At 41.6% G+C, this 14,536-nt stretch carries 15 protein-coding genes; 6 read left to right on the top strand and 9 right to left on the bottom strand.

From position 1 onward, the window contains the following. The first annotated feature begins 3 nt into the window (after positions 1 to 3). Together IEE86_RS05465 and IEE86_RS05460 are read left to right on the top strand one after the other, a co-directional pair. Positions 4 to 585 carry a chromate efflux transporter ChrB gene (locus IEE86_RS05465; RefSeq protein ID WP_263479568.1) on the top strand — a complete coding sequence of 194 codons (582 nt, stop codon included), beginning with the start codon at positions 4 to 6 and terminating at the stop codon, positions 583 to 585. Then, entirely contained in the window at positions 585 to 1,118 is a 534-nt protein-coding gene (locus IEE86_RS05460; RefSeq protein ID WP_191096532.1) for a chromate efflux transporter ChrA, read from the top strand. The genes IEE86_RS05465 and IEE86_RS05460 overlap by 1 nt, the downstream gene beginning before the upstream one ends. Positions 1,119 to 1,155: 37 nt before the next feature. Here IEE86_RS05460 and IEE86_RS05455 read toward each other — a convergent pair whose 3' ends face one another. Then, on the bottom strand, positions 1,156 to 2,475 hold the full coding sequence (locus tag IEE86_RS05455) for a UDP-glucose dehydrogenase family protein (protein WP_191096299.1): 1,320 nt from the start codon (positions 2,473 to 2,475) through the stop codon (positions 1,156 to 1,158). A gap of 115 nt (positions 2,476 to 2,590) precedes the next feature. Beyond that, a complete protein-coding gene (locus IEE86_RS05450; protein ID WP_003214884.1) occupies positions 2,591 to 2,734 on the bottom strand; it encodes a YwzD family small protein in 144 nt (47 codons plus the stop codon). 186 nt (positions 2,735 to 2,920) lie between these two features. On the opposite strand from IEE86_RS05450, the gene IEE86_RS05445 reads away from it, so the two are divergent. Both IEE86_RS05445 and IEE86_RS05440 read left to right on the top strand, forming a co-directional pair. Beyond that, positions 2,921 to 4,528 (top strand): SWIM zinc finger family protein, encoded by a 1,608-nt coding sequence (locus IEE86_RS05445; protein WP_191096298.1) that lies wholly within the window; start codon positions 2,921 to 2,923, stop codon positions 4,526 to 4,528. Next, complete coding sequence (locus IEE86_RS05440; RefSeq protein ID WP_191096297.1) at positions 4,515 to 7,292, top strand: DEAD/DEAH box helicase; 2,778 nt, start codon at positions 4,515 to 4,517, stop codon at positions 7,290 to 7,292. Before IEE86_RS05445 ends, IEE86_RS05440 begins: the two co-directional genes overlap by 14 nt. A 77-nt stretch (positions 7,293 to 7,369) precedes the next feature. Here IEE86_RS05440 and ytvA read toward each other — a convergent pair whose 3' ends face one another. From ytvA to IEE86_RS05425, 3 genes are all read right to left on the bottom strand, one after another. Then, positions 7,370 to 8,158: a YtvA family blue-light photoreceptor gene (gene ytvA, locus IEE86_RS05435; protein WP_191096296.1), complete on the bottom strand. Its 789-nt coding sequence runs from the start codon at positions 8,156 to 8,158 to the stop codon at positions 7,370 to 7,372. Between the two features lie 150 nt (positions 8,159 to 8,308). After that, entirely contained in the window at positions 8,309 to 9,169 is an 861-nt protein-coding gene (locus IEE86_RS05430; protein ID WP_318010262.1) for a Cof-type HAD-IIB family hydrolase, read from the bottom strand. Positions 9,170 to 9,570: 401 nt separating this feature from the next. Next, entirely contained in the window at positions 9,571 to 9,930 is a 360-nt protein-coding gene (locus IEE86_RS05425; RefSeq protein ID WP_191096294.1) for a hypothetical protein, read from the bottom strand. 115 nt (positions 9,931 to 10,045) lie between these two features. Between IEE86_RS05425 and IEE86_RS05420 the strand changes: the two genes are divergently transcribed. After that, the gene (locus IEE86_RS05420; protein ID WP_003215215.1) at positions 10,046 to 10,456 is read left to right on the top strand and encodes a YwpF-like family protein; all 411 of its coding nucleotides are present in this window, start codon (positions 10,046 to 10,048) and stop codon (positions 10,454 to 10,456) included. Between the two features lie 27 nt (positions 10,457 to 10,483). Here the strand turns inward: IEE86_RS05420 and mscL are convergent, their stop codons facing one another. Next, on the bottom strand, positions 10,484 to 10,879 hold the full coding sequence (mscL, locus tag IEE86_RS05415) for a large conductance mechanosensitive channel protein MscL (RefSeq protein ID WP_191096293.1): 396 nt from the start codon (positions 10,877 to 10,879) through the stop codon (positions 10,484 to 10,486). Between the two features lie 125 nt (positions 10,880 to 11,004). Further along, positions 11,005 to 11,439 carry a 3-hydroxyacyl-ACP dehydratase FabZ gene (fabZ, locus tag IEE86_RS05410; protein WP_191096292.1) on the bottom strand — a complete coding sequence of 145 codons (435 nt, stop codon included), beginning with the start codon at positions 11,437 to 11,439 and terminating at the stop codon, positions 11,005 to 11,007. Positions 11,440 to 11,659: 220 nt separating this feature from the next. Between fabZ and IEE86_RS05405 the strand changes: the two genes are divergently transcribed. Continuing rightward, a complete protein-coding gene (locus tag IEE86_RS05405; RefSeq protein ID WP_191096291.1) occupies positions 11,660 to 12,715 on the top strand; it encodes a tetratricopeptide repeat protein in 1,056 nt (351 codons plus the stop codon). A gap of 14 nt (positions 12,716 to 12,729) precedes the next feature. Here the strand turns inward: IEE86_RS05405 and IEE86_RS05400 are convergent, their stop codons facing one another. Both IEE86_RS05400 and IEE86_RS05395 read right to left on the bottom strand, forming a co-directional pair. Next, complete coding sequence (locus tag IEE86_RS05400) at positions 12,730 to 13,548, bottom strand: flagellar hook-basal body protein (protein WP_191096290.1); 819 nt, start codon at positions 13,546 to 13,548, stop codon at positions 12,730 to 12,732. 30 nt (positions 13,549 to 13,578) lie between these two features. Continuing rightward, a complete protein-coding gene (locus tag IEE86_RS05395; RefSeq protein WP_191096289.1) occupies positions 13,579 to 14,418 on the bottom strand; it encodes a flagellar hook-basal body protein in 840 nt (279 codons plus the stop codon). Positions 14,419 to 14,536: the final 118 nt, after the last annotated feature.

Below are 14,536 nucleotides of genomic sequence, written 5' to 3'. Positions count from 1 at the left end.
CACTTGCAATCATATATCGAACTTATCATCGCTATGGTGCGAACCGGCATTCTCGGCTTTGGCGGAGGACCTTCCGTCATACCGCTCATTCGTCATGAGGCGGTAGTGAAATATCAATGGATCAATGATGACGAATTCGGAGAAACACTCGCCATCGCCAATGCATTACCTGGTCCGATTGCCACTAAAATGTCAGCATACCTCGGCTATCGTTTAAAAGGGGCTAGCGGCGCAATTGTCGCAACTGCTGCTCATATTTTACCGACCTGTCTCGCCATGGTGGCACTTGTCACACTTGTCAGCGTCTTAAGCTCCTCACAAATCATTCAAAATATGATTGGCGCTGTGACACCAGTCATTGCCGTGCTGCTCGGCATCATGGCATATGAATTCGGACAAAAAACACTGAAAGGCTTCGGGATGATCTTCGGTGTCGCTCTGTTTCTTCTTGCATTTATCGGGCTTCAGGTGCTATCCATTCATCCAGGAATCATTGTGATCATCTTTTTATGCTATGGCGCCTTTCATTTCAAGCTGAAACAACGCTGGAATCGAACAAATAAAGAGAAAGGAGTGTCTTCATGATGCTGATTCTCTTTTTATTCTGGGCATTCTTCTTGTCCAATCTATTAGGATATGGCGGAGGTCCTGCATCGATCCCACTTAATTATGAAGAAATCGTCAATCATTTTCATTGGATGACGAACGAAGGATTCTCCAATATACTGGCTTTAGCCAATGCACTGCCAGGGCCAATCGCTACGAAAATTGCGGCATATGTGGGTTATGATGTCATGGGCTGGCCAGGCTTTATCGTTGCACTGCTTGCAACTGTACTACCGTCCGCTGTTGGATTGATTTTATTGCTCAAGCTCATTGACCGCTTTCGCCAATCTCCTGTCGTAAAAGGCATGACCTTATCCGTACAGCCTGTCATTGCGATGATGATGCTCTTATTAACATGGGAAATCGGCGGAGATGCAGTGAAAGCCATTGGCTGGACTCAATCGCTGGCTATTGCCGCAATCGCCTTTTTCTTTATGACCAAATTCAAAATGCACCCTGCCTTTCTCATTTTGGCTGCCTTTTTATATGGTGGATTCATTCTGCCGCATTAATAAAAAACCGATAACATCATCTGTTATCGGTTTTCGTTTACATATAAACAGGAGAAACCGGTCTGCGCCCGATTGAATGATATTCGACCCCTGCTCGTTCTGCCGATTCCAGCGTATGGCAGTTTCGCCCATCAAAAATGAGCGGCTGTCTCATCCATTCCTTATAGGCCGAGAGCGGGAAAGCCTGTATATCCGCCCACTCTGTTAATATACAGACCGCATGGGTATCCTTTATCGCTTCTGCAATGGTTTGAGCAAAAAAGACTTGATCAGGCAGTTCGCGGGCTGCTTTGCAAGTGGCAACAGGATCATAGGCCACCAGCTCCGCGCCTAAATGATGGAGCTCATGAGCGATCGGGATCGATGGCGCCTCCCTCATATCATCTGTGTTTGGCTTAAAGGACAGACCAAGAAGTGCAATTCGCTGTCCTTCCAGATTAGGCCCTAGCCGCTCCTGAATACTTCGAATAAAACTAGCTTTCTGCTCATTGTTCACTTTGATCACAGCCTTCAATAGCTCAAAATCATGGGACACATGCCCTGCGATTTGGACAAGTGCATTTGTATCCTTTGGAAAACAAGAACCTCCATAGCCAATGCCCGCCCTGAGAAACGAAGAACCGATCCGCTGATCGAGTCCCATTCCCTGCGCAACCCATTCAACATCAGCACCTGTTTTTTCACAAATCGAAGCAATTTCATTCATAAAGCTGATCTTTGTCGCAAGAAAAGCATTTGATGCGTACTTGATCATTTCTGCACTTTTACGATCTGTTTTCACAACGGGAAGGTGGAAATCAGCATACATAGCCTCTAGCTGGTCTAATACGGCTTTTGTTTCCGCCCCAATCACAAGCCGATCCGCTCTCAAAGTATCTGAAATGGCGGACCCTTCCCGTAAAAATTCTGGATTAGATGCGATAGATAATGGCTCATTCCGTCCTAATTCTTGATGAATCAAACGATCGAGTTGATCACCCGTTCCGACAGGCACCGTACTTTTTACCACAAGCACTGCACCTGGCTTCGCTTTTATGGCCATCTCTTTTGCAGCCTGAAACACATACTGCAAATCGGCTTGACCGTCTGCCTGCTGCGGGGTGCCTACTGCAATCATTAACACATCAGCCCCCGGGTAGACTGCCGCTCCATTCACGTGGAAATGAATTCGTCCTTGCTCAAGATTCCGTTTCAGCAGCTCTTTTAACCCCGGTTCATACATCGAAGGATTTCCCTGCTTCAGCTGCAAGACCTTTCGGTGGTCAATATCAATACACGCCACATCATGCCCTGCCTCTGCTAAACACACCCCCGTGACCAGCCCCACATACCCGCAGCCCGCTATCGCAATATCCATGACACCATCAGCTCCCATACTCCTTATGCTTGTAATGTCATCGTATGCCGGAAGCTTTCGTTCCATTCATAAAAAGCATACAAAAACCCCCTGCTGTCACTAGCAGGGGGTCACTTTATGAAACAAGACCATTTCGGATATGAGCAATCAAATTTTCAAGCATTTCTTTTGTTGTGACATCATTTGAATTTTCACCAATATCATGAGCGTACATCAAAATCTTTAAAAACTCTTCTTGATTTAAACCCTTATTATCCATGTCTGTATCCTTTCAATTCCACTAATTTCATTATTATATGCTGTATGGTTGGTTTATGCAATACACTAATACATCATTCGACAGCTTTTGAAATTTATGACCATTTTCATGAAAAACTTTTTTATAAATCACCATTGAGCTATAATAAAAGAATTGGAATCTTTTACTTGGTTAGGAGCGGATCAAATGCTTCAGCACGACTTCAACGAAGAAGAAATCAAACAAACAGCCGAACAGATCAAAGAACTTCTTCCTGCGACAGATGAAAACAAGCAACTCATCAAAAAAGCATTGATTACTTATAGACAGGACAGCGTATATCGTCTCAAGCAAGAGTCTGATACTGAATGGTCAGCTTATGTACATGATGTCGTGGCAGCAAGAGTCCAACTTCATGTGCTGTTTCCAGTAAGAAGCAGCTGCTCATGTCCAGCTGATGGACTTTGCAAACACATTCTCGCTGTCTTCTTTTCGCTATACGCTCAAGTAGAGAGTGTGACCGGCTTTACAGAAAATTGGTCAGAAAAGGATGAGTTACAGCGCAGCAAAGAATTGATTCGCCAGCACTTCCAAGTGAAGCGCCCAGACGAACAATCACTCCAAAGCTGGCTGACTTTTTTCCAAGAGGAATTTAATCTCTGGCTGAAACGGACACCGAAGCATCAGCAAACACCACAGCATGTGTATTACGGTTATTTATCGGTCCTGAAAAAACACGCACCTGCTTCACCTGAATTCAAGAGTTTGTATGCGATTCATACGTCTATCGATGTGTGGTTACGGCTCCATGAGCTGATTGACCTTGGTCGGCTCGATGCCGAAAAGGACTTTTATTCCTTGAATCCATATGTAGAGCAGCTCATGAACACCATTTTTGATTCAGTGGATCATTTGAAGACATACGCCCTTTCCTTTTCCCTCGATCCGTTTCTTGAAAACACACCAACTGCCGTTCGGACACTTCTTCAAATAGGCGGACCCTTCCAGCATGAGCGAGTATCGGTCTTTATGGAGATTTGGGGAACCATATTAAATAGAGGGAAATGGGTTAAAAAAGAAACAGAATTACTAAAGAACGCTCAGCAGCAAGAACAAACGGTTGAACGTACCATCGGGCTCATGCACATGGATTATTTGCTCAAAGAAGACGAAAGGCTCTTTCAGCAATTACAGCTGCTTAGTGCAAATATGCTGCCAAATGTGCTTAATTGGCTAAAGGATCTCACAAACCGCAAGGACTGGAAACGACTCAAGCTCTGGTATAACGAGATCACATATCTCATAGAGGAATATTGCCAGCTGGATCTTTCCTACAGAGAACTGCGAGGAGCCGTCAGTGATTTCTTCTTTTATTTAGATGCGTACTTTAAGCAGACGAAGGATCATCATTTATATGAACGGTACCTCCAAATCTGCATGCCCTATGCGTTTACGGAATATAGTCAGCTTTTATATGCACAGCAGCGATATACAGAATGGATTGAGATTCACAGCCTTGTTGGTTTCTCCATCAGTGAACTCGAGAAGGATTTGATCAAACAGATTGCAAAGGAGGAGCCTGAAGCGCTCATTCCATCGTACCACCGTGAAATCTCACTACTTCTCGACCAAAAGAATCGAAGTGCTTACCGGGAATCTGTGAAAATGCTAAAGAAACTGCGTACGCTTTATCATAAAACGAAAAAAACCGCGATTTGGGAAAGATATGTGAAGCAGCTACAAGATTCAACGAAACGGCTGCGTGCGTTCCAAGAGGAAATGAAGAAAGGAAAATTGATTGATGACACGCCATAAACAAATTGTCATTCATGCAGAGCAAACAGAAGATTTCTCTTTCACCGTTTCAGCGCAAACAGAGGACGGACACCCTGTTCCGCTTAATGAAATGAAAAGACAGCTTTTCCAATGGCACGAATCTTCTTTTTACGGAACGTTTTTAGAGGATGTGAGCTTTATTGGCACACCTGCCTTCCTATTAAGCCCTTGGATGACCGTTGAACTGCTAGGGAAAAACTCATTTAATACCTTTAGTCACGTGACTTTAACAGATGAAACCGAACCACTGATGAAAACAGCCTCTACTATTTATGAATTCATTGAGGATGAAGATTTCGTTCCCGATTACGAGGCATGGACAAAAGGTGTACTACGGTTTAAAGACAAAGAAGGCCTATTAGATGGCTATACGGCTGATTGGTTCTCCTTTGCGGTGCAGGATTACATTCAATATGATGATGCCTTGCAGCACAAGTGGAACCGCATGACTGCACAATCGCCTGCACTTTCATCCTTCCAAGGACATTTTTTAGATGAGCAGGATTTCTTGGAAACGATTGGCTGGATCGATGATGAGACGCCTTTCACTGTCGGCTTGCGCTTAAACGAACCGGATTTCGACGGAGATGATTGGAAAATCGAATTGTTTTTGCGCGATAAAAAAAACAGCGACCTTCACTTTTTTGAAGGCAACCGTTCATTAAAAAAATCTTGGCGTCCGTATCAAGAAAAAATTTCAAGAGAGCTGGAGCGTTTCAGCCAAATTGTTCCTTGGCTCTCTTTCTCATCTGGCACGACGCTCATGTCAGAAGAAGAAGCATGGCTTTTCCTATCTGAAGCAAGTGAAACGCTTGTCAATATGGGCATTGAGATTCTGCTTCCATCTTGGTGGCAAATCGTCAAAGAAAGCACAATGATGCTAAAAGCAAGGATTTCATCTACACCACGAGGCGAATCGCATGTCGGAATGGATGCCTTAATGGACTTTAATTGGCGCTTTGCCACAAATGGCATTGAGCTGACAGAAGATGAGTTCAACGAGCTCGTCCAAAGTAAACGACGCCTTGTCAATATTCGCGGACAATGGATCAAAATAGATCCAACCTTCATCCAGCAAATGAAAAAATGGATGGAGCGTGCCGAAAACGAAGGGCTTCACATGTCTGATATCCTGTCACGTGAATTGGCAGATCAAGAGGCATCCTCTGAAGCCATCCCAGAGCTTTTGGATAGTTCGGCATTTGCCCATATTCAATTTGAACTTTCGTCTCAATTAAGAGGACTAGTCCATCAATTAAATGATACACATGAGCTGCCTTCCTACGAAATGAGTGAGTCCTTTAAAGGCACACTGCGCCCGTATCAGCAGCACGGTGTGAACTGGCTTTTATTTTTAAGATCGCATGGATTTGGGGCTTGCTTAGCAGATGATATGGGACTTGGAAAAACGATTCAAATGATTGCGTATTTCACCTATTTGAAGGAGAAAGAGCAAAATGCCGCTCCATCTCTCATCATTGCGCCGACCTCAGTTTTAGGAAACTGGCAGCGAGAGCTTGAAACATTTGCACCACATTTAAATGTCGCCTTGCATTACGGGCCATCACGTCCACAAGGTGAGCATTTTACAAAAGCATACGAGTCAACAGATATTGTCCTAACGTCTTACGGACTCTCACATTCTGATCGTGATGAATTGACATCAGCAAATTGGAACACCATTTGTTTAGACGAGGCCCAGAACATCAAGAATGCCCATACGAAACAATCGAGAGCGATCAGACAATTAAAAGGGCAGCATCATATTGCCCTCAGCGGAACACCGATGGAGAACCGTTTGACAGAGCTTTGGTCCATTTTTGACTTCGTCAACAAAGGGTATCTCGGCAGCCTGACCAGCTTTCATAAGAAGTTCGTTCTTCCGATCGAAAAAGATCGTGAAGAAAAAAGAATTGAACAGCTGCAGCAGCTGATCAAGCCCTTCTTATTAAGACGAACAAAACAAGATGAAGAGGTCGCTCTGAATCTGCCTGAGAAACTAGAAGAAAAAGAATTCATCCCACTATCCGCTGAGCAGGCTTCTTTATATGAACAGCTCGTCAAGGATACATTCGAACATATGGCTTCATTAACAGGGATGCAGCGGAAAGCCATTATTTTAAGCATGCTCGGCAGACTCAAACAGATTTGCGATCACCCTGCTCTTTATTTAAAAGAAAGCGGGACAGATGTGAAGCTGCTGAAACGTTCATTAAAAATGGATAAATTAGCAGAACTGTTAAAAGCGATACATGAACAAGGAGAAAGCTGCCTCATCTTTACGCAATATATCGAAATGGGCAACATGATTAAAAAGCTAGCGGAGAAAATGTTTGGAGAACCTGTTCAATTTTTAAATGGCAGCTTATCAAAACAGGATCGGGACAAAATGGTGGAACGCTTCCAGAAGAAAGAGTTCAACATCTTAATTCTGTCTTTAAAAGCAGGAGGAACAGGACTCAACCTAACCGCAGCAAATCATGTCATTCACTATGATAGATGGTGGAATCCTGCTGTGGAAAACCAAGCGACAGACCGTGCGTATCGTATTGGACAAAAACGATTTGTTCACGTCCATAAGATGATCACAACCGGCACGATCGAAGAGAAAATCGATCAAATGCTCGAAACAAAACAAACATTAAATGATCAAATCATCCAAAGTGAAAGCTGGATTACAGAGCTATCGACGAACGAACTAGAAGACTTATTCACATTAAGTGCGGCAGCTCAATCATCATAATCGCAGCAAAAAGAGGACTTTTCTCAAGTTTGATGAAAAGTCCTCTTTTTTCATTTCATATGTATGAAAGCAGTTTGTTAAATTTGCAGCTTTTTCAATGCAGATTTCACATTCATATGTGTATTCAAATCACGGAAGTCTTCTCTCATTTCTCCCATCTTCATCGCAAGATTTGGTTTAATTCCTGTCACAATCAGTTCAGTGCCAGTCATTAAAATCAAATCATTCAGCTTAAAGATCGCATCTGCCACAAATGAATCCACCTCTAATAAACCAGATAGATCCACAATAAAATAATCATCCTTGGATTGAGAGATATAGGTGGAGACTGTTGAGATGATTTTATCAAATCTTGGCGCTGTTAACGTACCAATGATCGGCAACACTGAGATACCATCCTTCACCGGAACAATTGGGACAGAGATATTCAGCACTTCATCAATCGATTGCTCAAGAAGCTCCTGCTGTTCCTTCTCTTTCGTGACATCTTTTTGCAGACCAACGAAATAAAGACGTTTCCCTTCATTTTCGTCAATCCAAAGAGGAGCCACACTTAACTCGTTCCAAAACATTTGTCCAGATTTTTTGTGATTTTTCAACTGAACAGTAACAGCCTCTTTGTTCTCAATGGCTGCTTTAATTTGTTGTAAAGCGTTTTGCTCAGTTTCATCCCCTTGCAGGAAACGACAATTCTTCCCTAGTACTTCTGCTTCTTGATAGCCTGTCATATCTAAAAAGCCCTTGTTCACATATATTAAAGGATTATCAGGTAAAGACGGGTCCGTCACCGTCAGGCCAACCTGAGTATAGTCTAAGGCTTCCTTGATTAAATGAAGATTTTCGGACTTATAAGATTCCAGCGCCATTCGTTTACTCTCCTTCATTTCCTTACAAGCGAGTGATATTCATCATTAAATTATATGATGTTCCACATCCGGTGTAAATAGAAGTAGTTCTGAATTCCTCTTTTGTAGAATGTGCTTTCTCCCATAAGATTTATACAAATACCGATTCGTCTATTTCAAAAAGTGCCCAATCATATGCGCCACACCATGTTCATCATTTGTTAACGTCACATGATCAGCTATTTCTTTTATATCCTTTCTTGCATTACCCATCGCAACTCCGACACCAGCTACTTGAAGCATCGATTCGTCATTTAAACTGTCTCCTACAGCTGCTGTCTGGCTTAAAGGAATACCAAGCCTTTCTGCCAGCCTTGTTAATGCCTGCCCTTTAGAAGCATCCTTTGAACCAATCTCAAAGTTATGATCAGCCGAACTGACCAAAGTTAAATCTGAATCATGTCCAAATGTCTCCCATCCGGCTTTCAGTCTGTCTTGAAAGAAAGAGAAGCCTAAGATGTTGTAAAATGAAAGCTTTTGATCCTCACGAAATAATTCTTCATATGTATCAACATAGGCAAAACCCGACTGACTGTATTGAACTTCTGCCGCTTGCTTTAGAACACTGCTATCCGTTTCTGGATTTGCACTTTTTAAGCGGTCCATTTCAATCGCCAGAAGCTCTCTGCCGCGATTCGGTGTGAAAATGGCCTCATTCGTAAAAACTTCATAGTAATAATCACGTTCCTCAAGCCATGATAATATGTGTTTGGCTTTTTCTTCTTGTAAAGCAGCTGAATGGTACACGTGTCCGGTTGGATCATGAATCACAGCGCCATTCGCACTAATCACCCACGTATTCATCCCAAGCTCATCAAAAATAGACTTCACATCAAAATACGCTCTTCCTGTTGAGACGACAACCTCCATCCCATTTGCTGCTGCTTCCTTTAATGCCTGCTCGTTTTCCTTGCTCACTTTGTGTTCACTGTTCAATAAAGTGCCGTCTAAATCCGTTGCGATTAATTGAATGTTTGTCATCATTCTCTCCTTTATTGTCTTCATTTTCAATCGACATACCGTTGATATAATCCATCATCATTATGAAATGAGCAACCATTATTTGCAAGGGATGATCGGCTTATCAGTTAATAAAACGGTACCCGGTCATGAAACATGACCGGATACACATAAGGGGATGATAGAGGACACATGACCTACACAAAGAAGCATCGGTTCTATTAAGCAGTGTTCATTTGCACTAGGCAAAGTCTATCAGCTTTAGCTAGAGGGGGGCTATTACATGCTAGACGTTTACCTTTCGAATCAAAAGACTGACCTCCTTTCCTTTCAACTACCCCTAGTCTACTGAGAAAGCTTAGATGTGACAAAACATGAAAATAACAAAATCGCCCTTCAAATTCTCCATTTCCTCATTCATTTTTGTTTTTTACCGCTTGAGTATAAAACATCATCTTGTTTTGTTTGACGAAATACTTATTTTTCATAAATTGATAAAAAATATTTGAATGAATCCAATGACTAGAAGGCATGTGAATATAATCAGATCCGTCCCACGCAAACCAATAAAAACAAAGCTGCCCGTCATGAATTGACAATTGAAATTCAAAGCAGTCCATTTGATCTTCTGTGACGTATTGAAATGTGAGAGACTCGCCTTCTTCCATATACACATCACAAAATGAAAGAATGTCTCCCCATGTATATACTCGCATATTGCTTTTTGCCTTTTCCTCGCCAATATGTATGTTTCGCAGTTGGTAGGACTCCATAAAACATCTCCTTTCACTTCTATGCAGCTCGTTCTGATTAGGCAGCGGTTTCATTTATACAGATGTTGTATGCTATAATGATACTTACGAAATGAACGCTTGTGAGGTGATAAATATGAAAACCTTTAGGCTGATTGATCTCAAAATCGAACTTGATCCAAAGCAAGATAAAATGTCCAGCATTCCCCTTCGTGACGGTTTAATTATTAATAAAGAAGACGGTGAAAATCACTGGATGATCGAGGCACTCATTCCAAAGAAGCATAGACAGGTGTTTGAGGTGCTCTTTCAGCAGCACACAGAAGTGAAGATTCTCGTGACGATCACAAAAGAAAACAACCGCCCTGTTCATCTGTCTGTCCAAGTCAAAAACATCGTTGCCTTAGAAGAAAACATTTCTGTGTTACTCGATGGTAAAATGATTACAAATCGTTACAGAACAGAAACCGAAGAAGTATTAAAAGACCTCGTCAAAGAGGGGCTGTCAGGAGAAAAACTGCTGGATGCTTTTAAACAAAACACATAAAAAGAGCGGGATTAGCCGCTCTTTTTTCTATTGCGTATCTTTAGATTGGCTTTGATTTTTCAACAGATCTCTAATTTCAGTTAGTAAAACCTCTGTTTGATCTGGCGTTTCCACAATCTCTTCTTCCTCTATCTTTTTCCGTTTTAATTTACTCAAATAACGAATAAAGATAAAAATGGAAAACGAGATAATCAAGAAATCAACTACTGTTTGAATGAAATTCCCATATAAAATTTGAGCCTCTCCGATTTTAATGGATAAATCGCTAAAATCATGTCCCCCGATAATAATACCGACAAGCGGCATGATCAAATCATTCACAAGAGAAGTGACAATTTTGCCAAATGCTCCCCCAATGATGACACCTACAGCCAAGTCAATGACGTTGCCTTTGACTGCAAACTCTCTAAATTCTTTTAGCATCCTTTATCACCTTCATCTTTTTTTGTCTAATATGACGTTTTTTTGTCAAAAAAGCAAGTTCCGATCCTTTCAGCCTGAACTTCCCCATATAAAAAGCGGTTCATGCAAAATGAACCGCGAGCAAATCATGATACTTTAGGGCCGATAGAAAATGTCAGTTCTGCTTCACATGCAACTTCTCCATCTACTGTCGCTACCGCTTTTCCTTTTGCGACTGGACCACGGAGACGTGTCACTTCAACCTCTAAACGAAGCTGATCGCCAGGCTTGACCTGTCTTTTGAATCGGCAGCTGTCAATTCCAGCAAACAAACCAATTCTTCCTTTGTTCTCTTCTTTACCTAAAATGATGACCCCAAAAACCTGAGCAAGCGCTTCTACAATAAGCACACCCGGCATGACTGGGTATCCTGGGAAATGACCGTTAAAAAATTCTTCATTTACTGTTACATTTTTGATTCCAACCGCTCTTTTGTCACCATCAACCTCTAAAATACGGTCGACCAATAAGAATGGATAACGGTGTGGAATAATCTCTTGAATTTGCTGAGCATCAAGCATATCTTGATCTCTCCTTCTTTTCTATATCGCTGATCTTCATTTGATTCCTATAGAAGTATATTATGAATGCTGTCATTTTTCAATGTCCATCCCACTTTTTATAGTAAAAAATGGAATCTATCATTACCAATTGTCATCAAATATAATCCACTCTACACTCATCGTTTTTTCACAAATATGGTAATATATATTACATCATTGATTGAATAAGAGGGTAAACATGAATTTTATAAGCGACAAATCCATTAAAAAACTTCTCCATTCGTGGTATAAAATGCTGAAGCATCGACAATTTTCGAAGGCTGAAGATATCAAAACAACTTTAACAAAACATAAACGTAAATTATCAAAAAAACAGGATCTCTATTTACATTATCAGCTCATGCTGTTCCGCCACCAGCTCTGGATGAATCAGACAGAGGACTTAGAAAAAATCAAACATGAACTGATGTGCCATAAGGATCAAATGAACGATGAACTGCGATATTATTTTTACTTCTTTCTCGGACTATACGAATCTTTAAACAGTGATCAAAATGATGCCATTCATTATCTTGAAAAGGCAGAAGAGCGTCTTCCCTTACTAAACGATGAGCTGGAGGAAGCAGAATTCCATTTTCGTACAAGCGGTGTTTATTACAACAACCGCTACTCGTTGCTTTCGATTCGTCATATTCAAAAAGCCATGGATATCTTTGCAAAGTACGGAGATGTCCATAGCATGTATCGTTGTAAAATTGTGCTCGCACTTAACTTTAGCGACCAAAAAAAATATGAGGAAGCAGAAGCGATTTTCAATGAGATTATCGAATACGTGAAAATGATTGACGACCAAGAACTGCTTGGAATTGTTTATTATGATGCTGGTTTTATTCAATCGAGACAAAACCGTCATAAGGAAGCACTAGCATACTTTAAAAAGGCGCTTCGTCTCCCAGCATACCGGACATCCGCCCACTCCTACGTATCGTGTCTCTACGAAACTGTGCGTTCTTGTTTCAAAGAAAATTTAACCGATGAAGGAATGAAATATATACAAAAAGGGTTAAAAGAAGCGATTGCTTCTCAGTTTGATATATTAAGAATCAAGTTCCAAATCCTATTCCTTCTTTACAGCCAAACGCCCAAAGCAGATGAGCAGATTGCCACGCTCGTCACATGTCTTGAAAGAAAAGAAGCCTGGATTGATCTCGAGGACCTGCTTGCAGATGTCTCAGATTTTTATAAAAAAAAGGGCGACTTTGAGCGAGCCGCCTTTTTTATCATGAGAGGCTGATATCAGCCTGTTGATTATCTAATCGTATTCACTAATCCCAGCATCTGATCACCCATCGTAATGGTTCTTGAATTCATCTGATATGAGCGCTGTGTGGTCATTAAATCGGTTAATTCTTTAGACATGTCCACATTTGAGGTTTCAAGTGCACCTTGCTGAAGCTGGATCGCTTGGCGGTTTGCCCCATTTAGTGCCGTTAATGCGCCTTGATAGGTACCGTCTACCGAGAACAAATTATCTCCTTCAGAGATGAGTGCAGAAGAATTATTGACTTGTACAACGCCTAGATTCACTTGCTGATTCGGTTGATTATCTCTAGAAATAGCCGTGAGTCGTCCGTTTTTATCAATAGAAATATCACGGAAATTCGCATTTAAGACGATTTCATTGCCGTTTTCATCAAGAATCGGATGGCCTTCACTTGTAACAAGCTGAACTTGGTTACGGTTATTGCCTGGCTGTAAATAAAGTGAACCATCTCTTGTATAACGGATATTACCGCCGGCATTGACCTGCAAATACTGTGATGGCGCTCCAAACGCAACATCAAGGTCACGCCCTGTTTCTTTAATAGACCCTTGCAATGAGTTAATGGACGAATTGACCATTGTCCCCGTTCCCAGCCTTAGTCCAGCAGGTGTCAGACGACTGTTTGCCACCTGCTCATTTTTTTCATCTACTTGATTAAACTGCTGCCTGACAAGCTCTGAGAAGCGGGTGTTTTTCGCGCGATACCCTGTTGTTTCACTGTTCGCGATGTTATTACTGATGATATCAAGCTGCTTTTGCACCTCGTTCATCGACACCGCTGCATTTATCATCGTTCTGAGCATAAGAATCCTCCTTTCCCTTTCATTTCTTGATTAGTACACTCTTCCGATTTCATTCACTGCTTTTTCTAAGCTTTTGTCATAGGCCTGAACCACTTTTTGATTTGTTTCAAAAGCTCGATAGGCTGTGGTCATTTCTGTATATGATTTCGTCACATCCACGTTTGACAGCTCCGATACACCTTGGCTTAATGTATAGGACATTTGACCGTTATTAACTGCACTTGGCAGAGGCTGGTTATCAGCTGTACGGTATAAATCATTTCCTTCACGCGCTAAGTTTCTTGTATCCATTGCGACACGTACATCGATTTGCCCAAGATTTTGTCCATTTTCACTTACTGTTCCATCTGCATTCACTTTGAAATTCTCACTCTGAACCGTAATTGGCTGCCCCGTCACTGAAAGAAGGGCACGGCCACCAATGGTCAACTGATTTTGTGCATTCAATGTGATGGAGCTACTTTTTGTATAACGAACGCCTTCTGGTGTATTGACGGCATAAAATAGCGCTGACTTTTGATTCGTCTCCGGGTTGATTGGCACATTATTTTCTACTAGTGCAACATCGGTTGTTTGATCCGTTGTTTTTAATGTTCCTTGTGTAAATTGAGGGATCAGTTCCTGCATATATGTTCCAGTATTGATTCCACCAATCGGCGTTTGCTGCATGACATGAAAGCCATTGCCTGAGGAAGGTTGGAATTTTCCTGATTCCATCCGGCTCAGCAGCATTTCTGGAAATGCCCGCATGGCTCCTTCATCCGCTTTATATCCTGGTGTATTCGCATTTGCGATATTATTAGAAAGCATTTCTGTCCGCCGCTCTTGAGCGATCATGGCAGATGTTGCGGTATATAGTCCTTTTAACACGTGCTCACCTCATTAAGATTCTTTCACATGACCTAAACACAATCTTCTATGAAATATATCGGCATATTTGCAGGGTTCTTTAATAAAAATCCCTCATTCTTTCTAAAAAGAATGAGGG

The sequence above is a fragment of the Bacillus crepusculi genome, assembly GCF_014764715.1.
GTDB lineage: Bacteria > Bacillota > Bacilli > Bacillales > Bacillaceae > Bacillus.
Note: the sequence above shows the minus strand (reverse complement) of the source record. Positions and strands in the feature narration are given on the sequence as shown.

Excerpts from the sequence above, each read along its gene's own strand:
- mscL (WP_191096293.1), bottom strand. The coding sequence starts at position 10,879 with ATGCTAAAAGAATTTAGAGAGTTTGCAGTCAAAGGCAACGTCATTGAC.
- ytvA (WP_191096296.1), bottom strand. The coding sequence starts at position 8,158 with ATGGCGCTGGAATCTTATAAGTCCGAAAATCTTCATTTAATCAAGGAA.
- IEE86_RS05440 (WP_191096297.1), top strand. The coding sequence starts at position 4,515 with ATGACACGCCATAAACAAATTGTCATTCATGCAGAGCAAACAGAAGAT.
- IEE86_RS05445 (WP_191096298.1), top strand. The coding sequence starts at position 2,921 with ATGCTTCAGCACGACTTCAACGAAGAAGAAATCAAACAAACAGCCGAA.
- IEE86_RS05450 (WP_003214884.1), bottom strand. The coding sequence starts at position 2,734 with ATGGATAATAAGGGTTTAAATCAAGAAGAGTTTTTAAAGATTTTGATG.
- IEE86_RS05420 (WP_003215215.1), top strand. The coding sequence starts at position 10,046 with ATGAAAACCTTTAGGCTGATTGATCTCAAAATCGAACTTGATCCAAAG.
- IEE86_RS05400 (WP_191096290.1), bottom strand. The coding sequence starts at position 13,548 with ATGCTCAGAACGATGATAAATGCAGCGGTGTCGATGAACGAGGTGCAA.
- fabZ (WP_191096292.1), bottom strand. The coding sequence starts at position 11,439 with ATGCTTGATGCTCAGCAAATTCAAGAGATTATTCCACACCGTTATCCA.
- IEE86_RS05405 (WP_191096291.1), top strand. The coding sequence starts at position 11,660 with ATGAATTTTATAAGCGACAAATCCATTAAAAAACTTCTCCATTCGTGG.
- IEE86_RS05455 (WP_191096299.1), bottom strand. The coding sequence starts at position 2,475 with ATGGATATTGCGATAGCGGGCTGCGGGTATGTGGGGCTGGTCACGGGG.
- IEE86_RS05425 (WP_191096294.1), bottom strand. The coding sequence starts at position 9,930 with ATGGAGTCCTACCAACTGCGAAACATACATATTGGCGAGGAAAAGGCA.
- IEE86_RS05460 (WP_191096532.1), top strand. The coding sequence starts at position 585 with ATGCTGATTCTCTTTTTATTCTGGGCATTCTTCTTGTCCAATCTATTA.